At 40.2% G+C, this 11,687-nt stretch carries 9 protein-coding genes and 1 pseudogene; 7 read left to right on the top strand and 3 right to left on the bottom strand.

The window, feature by feature from the left end; all coding sequences use genetic code 11:
* Positions 1-48 precede the first annotated feature (48 nt).
* The gene (locus L2764_RS02410; RefSeq protein ID WP_248938650.1) at positions 49-2,202 is read left to right on the top strand and encodes a multicopper oxidase domain-containing protein; all 2,154 of its coding nucleotides are present in this window, start codon (positions 49-51) and stop codon (positions 2,200-2,202) included.
* 83 nt (positions 2,203-2,285) lie between these two features.
* Here L2764_RS02410 and L2764_RS27655 read toward each other — a convergent pair whose 3' ends face one another.
* Entirely contained in the window at positions 2,286-2,408 is a 123-nt protein-coding gene (locus tag L2764_RS27655) for a hypothetical protein (RefSeq protein ID WP_283106884.1), read from the bottom strand.
* 200 nt (positions 2,409-2,608) lie between these two features.
* On the opposite strand from L2764_RS27655, the gene L2764_RS02405 reads away from it, so the two are divergent.
* Positions 2,609-2,986, top strand: coding sequence for a hypothetical protein (locus L2764_RS02405; protein ID WP_248938649.1), 378 nt, complete (start codon positions 2,609-2,611; stop codon positions 2,984-2,986).
* Between the two features lie 384 nt (positions 2,987-3,370).
* Here L2764_RS02405 and L2764_RS02400 read toward each other — a convergent pair whose 3' ends face one another.
* Positions 3,371-3,649 (bottom strand): helix-turn-helix domain-containing protein, encoded by a 279-nt coding sequence (locus tag L2764_RS02400; protein ID WP_248938648.1) that lies wholly within the window; start codon positions 3,647-3,649, stop codon positions 3,371-3,373.
* Positions 3,650-4,218: 569 nt separating this feature from the next.
* Here L2764_RS02400 and L2764_RS02395 point away from each other — a divergent pair.
* Positions 4,219-5,334 carry a hypothetical protein gene (locus tag L2764_RS02395; protein WP_248938647.1) on the top strand — a complete coding sequence of 372 codons (1,116 nt, stop codon included), beginning with the start codon at positions 4,219-4,221 and terminating at the stop codon, positions 5,332-5,334.
* Between the two features lie 75 nt (positions 5,335-5,409).
* Here L2764_RS02395 and L2764_RS28120 read toward each other — a convergent pair.
* Positions 5,410-5,595 (bottom strand): annotated as a pseudogene (locus L2764_RS28120) (IS256 family transposase); the annotation flags it as partial.
* A 321-nt stretch (positions 5,596-5,916) separates the two neighbouring features.
* Between L2764_RS28120 and L2764_RS02390 the strand changes: the two are divergent.
* From L2764_RS02390 to L2764_RS02375, 4 genes are all read left to right on the top strand, one after another.
* Positions 5,917-7,317 (top strand): M20/M25/M40 family metallo-hydrolase, encoded by a 1,401-nt coding sequence (locus L2764_RS02390; RefSeq protein ID WP_248938646.1) that lies wholly within the window; start codon positions 5,917-5,919, stop codon positions 7,315-7,317.
* A gap of 887 nt (positions 7,318-8,204) precedes the next feature.
* Positions 8,205-9,353: a methionine aminotransferase gene (locus L2764_RS02385; protein ID WP_248938645.1), complete on the top strand. Its 1,149-nt coding sequence runs from the start codon at positions 8,205-8,207 to the stop codon at positions 9,351-9,353.
* Positions 9,354-10,179: 826 nt separating this feature from the next.
* Entirely contained in the window at positions 10,180-10,332 is a 153-nt protein-coding gene (locus L2764_RS02380) for a hypothetical protein (RefSeq protein WP_248938644.1), read from the top strand.
* Complete coding sequence (locus L2764_RS02375) at positions 10,325-11,554, top strand: eCIS core domain-containing protein (protein ID WP_248938643.1); 1,230 nt, start codon at positions 10,325-10,327, stop codon at positions 11,552-11,554. The genes L2764_RS02380 and L2764_RS02375 overlap by 8 nt, the downstream gene beginning before the upstream one ends.
* The last annotated feature ends 133 nt before the right edge of the window (positions 11,555-11,687 follow it).

The following is an 11,687-nucleotide window of genomic DNA, read 5'->3' as shown; positions in this document are numbered from 1 at the left end:
GGATGTATGACTAGCACCCGTTAAATTTAAGGAGTGAGAATACTCACTATGATAATAAAAATTAAAAATCAGTTGCTTATCTTTTTGTCTCTGATGTTGTTAATCTTAAGTGTTCAATCCCAAAGCGTTGCAAAAGAAGTCGTTTATAAATTAAAAATAGAGAAAAATCCCATTAATATTACTGGCAAGGAAGTGAGTGCCATTACGATTAATGGTCAAATGCCGGGGCCGACTTTGTTTTTTACTGAAGGTGATACGGCAGTGATGGAAGTCACTAATACGATGCCTATTCCCGCCATTGTTCATTGGCATGGACTCTTGGTTCCGAATGCGGTCGATGGGGTGCCTTACGTTACCACTTTACCTATTCCAGCTGGAGAAACGGCGATTTATAAGTTTCCTCTGATTCAATCAGGCACCTATTGGTATCACTCTCACTTTGGTTTACAAGAGCAATATGGCCTCAAAGGCACGATTGTCATTAAGCCTAAAAATGAACCTGCTGATGCCCCTCGAGATGTGGTATTGAGTATTGGCGATTGGAATGATGATGATCCGAGTACCACTTTACGGACGTTAAAGCGAAATAGCAGTTATTTCCCTTTGAAAAAAAATCAGATGCAAACCATTGTCGGCGCACTAGAAACGGGGACTTTTGGCAATGTAGTTAAACGTAATTTTTATAATGTCCTCGATTCTGACTTGTCTGATGTGGGTTACGATGCCTTTATTACCAATGGCAAAAAGAATTGGAAAGTGGCCGGAAAACCTGGAGAAATTATCAGGCTCAGAGTGGTTAATACCAGCTCATCCTCTTATTTCTATCTTAATTATGCTGGTGGGCCGTTAACGGTGATTGCCGCTGATGGATTAGATATTACGCCAGTTAAATTAGATAAGGTGCTGATGTCAATAGCTGAAAGTTATGATTTTCTGGTGACATTACCTAAAACGGGTCAATATGAATTTAGGGCAACATCTTTTGATGGCACGGGCTTTACCTCAACTTGGATAGGGGACTATAAGGGGGTCGCCACCGCGGCGACAGCGATTGAACAACCTGATATTTATCAGCTTAGTGTCGATATGACCAATGCTATGATCGCGATGAAGCAGAAGAGTAATGCTAAAGTGGTTGAAAAAGTTCAGCCTAAGGTTAATAACAAAGATAAAACATCGATGCCAGCGATGAAGAAGATGGACTCGATGTCGTCGATGAAAGCTAATGAGTTTACTGGCGGAAGTCTTGAGCAGCGTCCGGGAGCCCCTTATGGCAAGTTACATTCGCCTCAGAGCACATTACTGAAAGCAAACCGACCTTGGCGTAACATAACTCTTAATTTAACCGGTGATATGGAACGCTATATTTGGACCTTTAATGGCAAAACCTTGGCTGAAGATGCGTACATTCCCATTAAGAAAGGTGAGAATGTGCGTATTAAATTGGTGAATAAAACCATGATGCGTCATCCGATGCATTTACACGGTCATTTTTTCCGAGTGGTGACTGATCAAGGTGAGTATTCAACGTTAAAACATACGGTTGATGTGGCCCCTATGCACACCACTGTGATTGAATTTGCAGCGGATGAAGAGAAAGATTGGTTCTTCCATTGCCACAATTTATACCATATGGCTGTCGGTATGGAGCGAATTGTCCATTATGAAGGTACTGAAGTGGCCCCAGATGTGATGGCTGAACGTGATAAGGCGTTTAAAGATCCTTGGTATACTTGGTCTAATGCAGGTTTTTACAGTCAGATGACTGAAGGGTTATTACAGTCGAGTAATACCCGTAATACGGTGGCACTCAATTGGCAATATGATTGGAATAAATCATATGATGTAACTGCAGGTTATTATCGTTATTTTAATCGTTATTTCTCTCTTTTTGGGGGTGTTAATGCCAGTACTGATTTTCCCGACCATGAAAATCGGGGTGTTGTGGGTTTTTATTACCTACTGCCTTTCGCCATAGGGAGTTTAAATTGGGTTGATGACAGAGGGAATGTACGCACTCAGCTGAGTCGTCCTTTTCAAATTACGGACCGTCTAAATTTAATTACCGATTACCAATATGATTCTTACTCAAAACAGGAATGGGGAGTTGGCTTGAATTATTGGTTAACACGAAGGGTGAGTGCGACCATTAATTACAATTCCAGCTATGGCGGTGGGGCAGGTTTGTCGATCAGATTCTAGTTTAACCTGAATTCGGGATAGTGAGGTCAAAATATCAACCTCTAACTTGGTGGTCAAATTGTTTGTATCACTACAGTTAGGGGTCATGGGTTAGCGTCCGTGGATCCCCCTGTAATATAACCCAAAGCATGGCCTCCATAGCGGTCATCGATACTGATATTACCATTACTGAGTGTTTCTAGATTGATATTATTAGCGATAGGCATGTTATTATTGTTAAGCTGAGTTTTTGTTTAGTCATTCCTCCACTATCATTATCAAATATTAAGTATTAAGTATTAAAATCAGTCGGATGAACAGATTGTGAACATAGGGAACTATCCTTAAATGAGTGACCTTCTTTAATCTATAATAATATGATATTGTTGTTTTTTGTGATTTACAACGAGCGTAACAAGAGACGTTTATGTCAATTTTTACCGTTGCATTTATTATCTCGATTGCATTGCCTTTGCTGTGTTTACAGCAGCTTTGGTGTCAAAATAGGCATCAGGATCGTTGGAAGAGCAAAGCGATAAACGTCAATATAGCCTTATTTTTAATCGTTTTATTTATTCAAATTGTATGTGAGGCCTTACTGGCTCATTTTGGCCATATTGAATGGATTAAATATGTCTCGTCGCTTTTTGTTATCACTAGAATAGGGTATTTAATTTACCTGTATCGATTGAGAACGTTAATAACAGAGCTGAATAAACCATTAACTATTTTAATATTAATAGGCTATTGGTCTAACCTCATACTTTGGCTGGTGGTGTTAACGAGATTAATGCTCAAGTTTTAAAAGGAATTTTGCAGCGACCGTTAACCATCATCCGCCTAACAATATGATTGTTTGACATCAGTTAAAACAATGCCGAAACGCAGCGATTTTTTCGAATGGTGTTAGCATGGTTAACATTTGTCTAATAAAGCTACCTACATTCTAATTTTTATGCGAGTCTTGGGAGGATGTTCAAATGCTTGTATTCACGTCACCAGCAAATTAAGCTCATCAGCTTCTGGTATATTGGGCAGTGCTTTCCAACACTGCTCTCTCTATGGCTATTGATCGGATCCAACGGTCATCGTTAATTTATCATCGGCATAAAATAGGCTTTAAACGGAGCTATACCTAAGCCATATGACGATGCAGGATCTAGCGGGTTAAACGTAATGGTTAAATATACTACAGCACGGTTATTATGTGCTGTAAGTTGTTTGTTATCCACTTTTGATTAATGGCACCCCAATGGGTGATTTCGTAGTGGCCATCTTTGGTCGCCCCAATGAAAACACAGATAATATCTATTTCAGATAAAGATTTAATCGTATCTTGTATTGTTCTTCTTGGCATGCCTGTTTCTAGCATAATTTGAGGTACAGTACTCACTCCTGTATCAATCAGATAAGCGATATAAAGCCGTCGGTAATAGCTGGTTTTGGTTTTGGTTGGTATCAATGTCATATCACTCTTTATTGGCAAATAATTCGTTAATGGTTTCTAATGGCATCTTGAAGTATTACGGGCATAGTGCTGCAATTAATGAGAATTTGTTAAATATTAATTTCATTATTGGTGGCTTTGTTGTTTTATTTATGTTGTTAAATTATTTGTTTGTGGATTTTTATTTATACTTTAGTGTTGTTGCGAGTAGTTTATTGGTTTTAATGTATCACTTGTATCACCGCGCGTGTTTAAATTAGGACTATGTTTTATTTATAAATGACTCTCAGTATTACACTAACTAACGGTAATCGATTTCATAATGGGTCATGATTATTTAATTTAACTATGAACGATCAACAGCCCCTAATAATTTACTCGTTTATCACTTTTTATTGATGGGTTTATAATTCATTTTTCTCTATAAAAATAGGCATGTCAATTTATCTTATGTAGGGATTATTTGGCTTGATTAATATAAAGCAAATCAATTTATTTTTAGCCTTTATTATTTTAGAGGTCAGAAAAATAAAATAAGGTAAGTCGCTTATTGCTGAGATCTAGGGTATTAATAAACAAAGGATAACATTATGGTCAGAGTGACACGTTTTACCCCATTGTCATCAGAGAGTCTTAACATTACAACGGTGTTACCGAGAGCGAATACCGTGGCAAGTACAGAAGGACATGGCCTTTTGCAGCAGTCCGTCATTGGCCCAAATACAAAACAAAAGGCAGCAGGTGATCATTTAGTCGATATAAATTCAGTTCCCCCTTTAGATCCTTGTTTACGAGATTTTTCTCATTCTTTGCATATGGCTGATGATATATGGAGCTATCAACAAGCACGTAGAACTTACGGAAATAGCGTGCAAAGACTGCCACCGCAATTACATGACATGAGAAATGACTCATCAAGGAATAAGAGTCATGCTGGCAGTTCTATTTCGATAGAACTGCGTACAAGGTATTCTACGGAGGCTGGATTTCCTCAAGACTTAAGTATGCCTCCCCAAGACTTACGTATTTCTCCACAAGGGACTCAAGTGATGGCGCAACGCCTAACAGAGTTGCAGTATCAACTCATCGCCATGAAAGATGAATTAAATCCAGTGACTCATCCTAATATCACTAGGGTACATGGACAAGCGGTGAGAATGTATAGTGCGGCCATGTCATTAGGCTTGGGTGGCGCATTTGCGAGCATGTTAAGTCATGGTGGTGCGGCTGCCATCGTCCATTTTGCCTCTCAGCTTTCGGAGCATACTTTAAGAGATGTGGCTGAAATTGTTGTTACCGCTGTCGTTCGTAATACGACATCGAGCCTAGGAGGAGTGATTGCTGAAACCATGACTGGTCCTACAAATCTCGAGCGATATCAACAGCAAGAACCAAGTTATACTGAAGAGAGACTGAGCGAGATTGAAAGGGATCAAGACAGGGCTATGATGGCAGTACGAGAAGATACAGAGGAAATATTTAACGCGGCTGTAGTCGAAACCTCAAATATTATGCTTAGTAACATCCCCGGTGTGGGCCAGATCACTGATATTATTGATGTCACATTTGCAAACAGAAGATTCATATTGACAGAGCTGAGAGAAAGAATAGCGCAGATAGAGGAGGCGTTTAGCGATCTGCTGATCGCCAATATTAATGCACAAGAAATGACGGATCCAGAGCAACCATTTAGGGTTTATATCTGATGTAGTCAACTTCATATTCAGTGGTCAAGTTAGCGATGCGACTTCATTGATAATCTTTTTACTTGCTCTCCTATATAGCGAGACTAACACGGGTTGCCTATCACCCGTTGAAATACCCCGTAAAATATAGCCATGAGATCAACTCTTCAATGCTTTTGTTCGTTTTAGAGTGGGCGGAATTAAGTGGCAACTGAATGTAATTCCTTCCTTTTTTCTGTCTTTCACTTTGGGAATGTTGATTTCAATATCGCCTAGCGCTGTCTAAATGGTCACTGATTTAATCAAAATGGTATAACAATACAGTGACGATCATGAATGATCACACCCTACCTTCCATGATTAAAAATGACAAAATCAGGTGTCCGATTATGTTTGACCAGAATAGAAATTAAAAAAACAGACAATGGAGAAATGTTTCTTTGGGAGTTAGTATTGAAGGATGATCAATCTTTTTATTGGAAACAATATGAATGGCCTGAAGGTATTTGCACCCAACGCTTAATCAAGTGTAAAAATGAATAAAATTAAGCGGCTTTAGGAGACGGTATACTCATGGAATCGTGGTTAATTAAAAGGTTTATTATGAGGTTTGTGTGGCGTTGTTTATTGTTGTCTTTGATGTTTTTTTCTGTATTGACGAATGCTACGGCACAAGTAGACCGTGCAGGAGAGGTGATAACCGAGCCTGTTTCCTATGCGTCTCTGGTTCGCACTTCTTCGTCAAGCGCTTTGAATGCTGTTGAACGACGTATCGTCGAGCAAGTCAATAATAATGACGTGGCGGCCGTTGAAGATCTTGAAAAAATTGTCAATATCAACAGTGGTACATTCAATACCGCGGGAGTACAACGGGTTGGAGCGTTTTTTCAGCAGCAATTACACCGCTTAGGGTTTAGTAGTGAATGGATTTCATTGCCTCAATCGATGAAGCGAGCAGGGCATTTGTTCGCCTATTACCCGAATAAAAAATCTTACTTTTCCGCTGAGAATAAATCGTGTGTGTTACTTTTAGGTCATTTAGACACGGTTTTTTCAAAAATAGATGCATTTCAGTCTTTCACTCGTGATGGCCATTGGGTCTCAGGACCGGGTGTATTAGACATGAAAGGCGGTGATCTGGTGATCTTATATGCTTTGAAAGCGTTAGCGGATACTGGCGAACTTAAACACCAATGTATTGCCGTAGCGTTAATGGGCGATGAGGAAAATAGCGGAAAACCCAGTATGCAGAGTCGAGCCCCTTTAGTGACATTGGCGAAAGCGGCTGACATTGCGCTGGGGTTTGAATGGAATGAAGCAGGAACACTGACCTTATCTCGGCGGGGGATTAGCGTATGGGAATTAACGGTAAAAGGGAAGACGGCACATTCCTCTAAGGTCTTTAATTCCCAAGTGGGCTTTGGTGCGATTTATGAGGTTTCACGTATCTTACATATGATGTCAGAGCGGTTGAGCAGCATTGATTATTTAACCATTAATCCGGGACTCGTGGCAGGGGGGAATCGCTTGGATGTAGAGGATATTATGCAAGAGGTGCTGGTAAAAGGGAAAAAAACAGTGGTGGCAGATGAGGCCGTGGCTTCTGGCGATTTACGCTTTATTTCGGCGACACAATTGGTTGAAGCGCGGAATATGATTTCGCGTATTGTCAGTGAGCATTTACCGCAAACCACTGCTAAAGTGACTTTTACCGATATCATACCCGCGATGGCTGAAACGGCGGGCAGCCAGCAATTACTACGTCAATATAATCAGTTAGTTGTTGCTTTAGGTATGGAGGCGGTGACTGCGATTAATCCCATGGCCAGAGGGGCTGCCGATATTAACTTTATTGCCCCCTATGTTGATGCTATCGATGGCTTGGGTGTCAGTGGCAGTGGTGCCCACACCGATAGTGAAAAAATGGATCTAAGTTCGTTATCAAAAGCAACAGCAATAACGGCATTAATTATATACCGACATGGGCAAGAGAAGACGGACTAATCAGCCGTAGTATAACGAATTTTTCAGTTTTTAAGCTATTTTTGTGCTTGTTGTCATCATATTTGTTGGCGACTAACGCCATTAAAGCTAAAACAGCCATGTTAAGGACCCGTTCATCACCGATATTATTGATGCGACAGTGCCGCCTTTCCGTGAGTGGCCATATTTACATATAGCTACCTACATTATAATTGCTGATATTCAAATAGTATTTTAGGCTTGGTCTTTTAGGACTAATGCTAGAAGGCTAATACTTAAATTTATATAACATATTAATAAACATGGGCAAAAATGTTAGTGAACACCAACACGGCTGTTTATACTCATTTTTATAGTTGGCAGTTACAGGATCTAAGCGCAAAGGCTAAGTGGCGTGGGAAAAAGCCATTAATCATAAGAATAAGCACAACAAAAACATAAGCTGTTTGTTTTAAGTCTATAGTTTTAGAACATTCTGTGTTTTTTGGCATTGGCGGGCTGAAGTAAGGGTCCCATTTCTTGTGACACGGCCAGATTGCCAATGGTTTCTTTAAAGTGATGTTAGTCTGAATGGGAAATACCTTGAGTAATGATTATTGATGGGGTAATTATCTGTAATTAAAAGTAATTTGTTTTTTATATTATGGTTTTGTAGTGAAATAATTCGATTGGAGTCATGAAGAGACAAAGTTGTCAAGCTGAGATAAATTCCATCATTTCATCACTATTATTATTTTTTAATTATTCAGTTCACAGCTCAATGTCAGTAATTACTCTGTTTCATTTTCATCGTCAGCAGGGTAAAGCGACATAACCTTTAAATATATTCATTAACAATGGCTGGTTTTTATTTTATAAATCAAATCAATATACCGACAGTAACGCCAATTTACCGAAGGAGAGTATGCATGAATGTATCATTGAAGAGTAAGTTACCCCATGTCGGTCCAACTATTTTTTCTGTGATGACACAATTGGCTAATGAACATAACGCGATTAATCTTTCTCAAGGTTTTCCTGATTTTACTTGTCCTGCTTCGTTGATTGAACGGGTTAACTTTTACATGAAACGAGGTGATAATCAATATGCCCCTATGGCGGGACTGCCTATATTGCAGCAACAAATAGCCGCTAAGGTGGATAATTTATATCATTTAACGCTCAATGCTGCTGAGGAGGTAACAATTACCTCGGGTGCGACTGAGGCTTTATTTTGTGCTATTCAAACCGTCATTAAACTCGGTGATGAAGTGATCGTTTTTGATCCGAGTTATAGTTATGAGCCTGCGATTATTTTAGCGGGAGGGAAAGCGGTGCATTTGCCGCTGATCACGCCTGATTATCATATTGACTGGGAAGCGGTTAGGCAATCCGTTAACTCCAGAACGCGTCTTATCATCATTAATAGCCCGCATAACCCGACAGGTGCCGTACTCACAGCAGACGATCTGCAGCAGTTATCTCAAATAGTAGATAAAAATGATTTATTTGTGTTATCGGATGAGGTTTATGAGCATATTATTTTTGATCAGCAATCACACCAAAGTGTGCTCAGGTATCCCGATTTATATCAGCGATGTTTTGTTGTATTTTCATTTGGAAAAACTTATCACGTGACGGGCTGGAGAGTCGGTTATTGTATCGCGCCTCCAATTTTGACGAGTGAATTTCGAAAGGTGCATCAATTTGTGACTTTCGATATAACTACGCCTTTACAGTATGGGTTAGCTGATTTTATGAAAAGCGATCCGCAACATTATTTAAATTTACCTCGTTTTTATCAGCAAAAAAGAGATTTGTTTTGTCGATTACTAGCAAACTCAAAGTTTACCTTAGTTCCATCGCAGGGGACGTATTTTCAATTACTGGAATACAGTAATATTAGTGAGCAGGGGGATGTGGATTACGCCAAAACATTAACGGTGGAGGCTGGGATTGCCGCGATCCCTATCTCGGTGTTTGCCAAGCAACCTATAGAAAAAAAGTACTTACGTTTTTGCTTTGCAAAGGATGATACTACGTTAACTAAGGCCGCTGCTATATTGACTCTGTTGTAATGTAAGCGATCAATATAGGACCGGCTTGCAGGAAACTAACGATCACTATCTTTATGACTATACCGTCACTACTCTACTATGTGGTCATCCATGATGACTTAATTAACTTTTGTTCTTCTAGCCTTAGGTTTTAAAAGTCACTGAGTTGAGAGTGCGATACCACCGCTATGATGGGTACTGCACTTTCCGTGAGTAGCCCTATTTATATATAGCTACCTACATTCTACCTAACGGTTTCCTGTCACCAAAAATATGTTAAGCATTGTTTTATTTCTTTCGACCGTGACTTTAGTCTGAATGGGTAATAGTTTGATTAGATCATTGATAGCATAATTAGTTGTTATTATAAGTAATAAAGTGATTTGTTTTTTAGCTTAGGGTTTTATAGTGAAATAATTTGATGCGAGTTTGACAGAGGCTAAATTTGATTGATGTGAGTGAGACCCAGACTTGAGGGAACGGCTTTGGAGCAGTACAAATTGCCATTTTAGCCGAGGGTGATAAATATCTACGGACATATTTTCGCATGAGAGGTCAATGAAATTCAAAAAACAGACAATGGTGAGATGTTTCTTTGGGATTTAGTATTGAAGGATGATCACTCTTTTTGTTGGAAGCAGTCTGAATGGCCAGCAAGTGCTTGCACCGAACGCTTAATCAAGTGTGAGCATGAATAAAGACGACCGGGGCCGGAATTGGGGGTCGAGAAGAGACAGTCGAAAATAAGATGCTTGAGCAGGGCCTGCGGTTTTCAATAAAAGTTCAAAATTTTGACTATATTTAGAATAGTCTCATCACACTATTCATGCGAATGACAAGGAAAGTTATGCATAAGTACGTGAATAAGGATCCACAGAGTCAAAGCCATTCCCTTAACAATAAATTTTCCCAGAAAAAGAGTCCGCTTAAGCATTCATTCATTGATAATCGACCTGAAGCCGCGTTGCAAAGAAAGTACCAAGAGATCTTAGATGGCTAATAATAGTCCACAAGCTGCGCGTATGGTACAGCGACAATCCATGGCCGATAATCGTGTGGCCAAACCGGCTATTCAAAAAGCCGACACGAATACTAACAATAATACTGGCCTACCCGATAACTTAAAAAGCGGCATGGAAAGTTTATCGGGCATCAATTTAAATCATGTCAAGGTGCATTATAACTCGGCTAAACCTGCGGCGGTGCAGGCTCATGCTTATGCCCAAGGTCATGAAATTCATCTAGGCGCTGGCCAAGAAAAACATTTACCCCATGAACTCGGTCATGTTGTCCAACAAGCCCAAGGCCGAGTCAACCTCACCAGCACAGTCGGGGGCATGGCAATCAATGATAATGCAGGATTGGAAAAAGAGGCCGATGTACTAGGTGCTAAAGCACTGCAGATGCAACCGAAAGAGAATAAAAGTAGATCGATAGTTAATTCTACTGTTCGGACAAAAAGTAATTTAAAGCAATGTTTCGGATTTGTGGATAATCGGCCTGCAACTTTAGGGCGAGAAAACGCCATTATACAAAGGGTGAACTATACACCGGGCGGCCTAGCGAATCTACTTGATGCACTGAAGATAGAGGCGGATCAACAACACTTAGAAATACCAGAACTCATCAAAGAACAAAACACGCAGGGTTTGAAAGGAATATTTACACAGACCCATATATATCCCATATTTAAGAAGTTAGAAACTGACTCGGCAATAAGAAAGCAAATGGACGTGCAAGCGGCCGTTAAGTTACTACTTCCTGCATTATCGGGGGTTTTCAGAAAAGGCCCAGAAGAGGACCTCCATAAGGACCCAGATGCGAATGGGTTGTTTAATCAATATCTAAAGCACAAAGTTCCTGAAACGAAAAAAAGTAAAATGGCGGAAAAACTGAAAATTGAAACCTCCGTGAAACCATATGTCTGCCGCGGGCATGGCACTTATTTTAATAGTGATAAAACGTTTACCGTCCCGGTGGGTATAGTGAGCCGTTTTTCGTGTCCGGATACGAAAAGGGCGGCGGGTGGTACCGACGAGCTCGAATATTTAGCGGCGGAAACTGTGGAAGGAGGAGGTCAATGTAATGACTACCGTTTGTGGCCGTTAGAGGAACATTGGGAACAGTACGCTCAAAGTCTAGAGAATGAGAATCAAGCGAATAACTTCGTAGGCCTAACGGGTACCGATGAGGACTCAGTACAGGATAACAAAACTAATTAACAAACGGTAAACCCCCGGCAGAGCCGGGGTGACTCGCATAGGTTTCACCTATACCGCGGTATAGGTAGGCTCAAGTCTCGACCAAAAGACAGGAGAGCAACCTATGCGAGACCCTAAGAGTTTGTCCCATACA

This window comes from Shewanella surugensis (genome assembly GCF_023284005.1).
In the GTDB taxonomy this organism is placed as follows: Bacteria; Pseudomonadota; Gammaproteobacteria; order Enterobacterales; family Shewanellaceae; genus Shewanella; species Shewanella surugensis.
The sequence above is the reverse complement of the archived record's forward strand: the minus strand, read 5'-3'. Positions and strand labels throughout refer to the sequence as shown.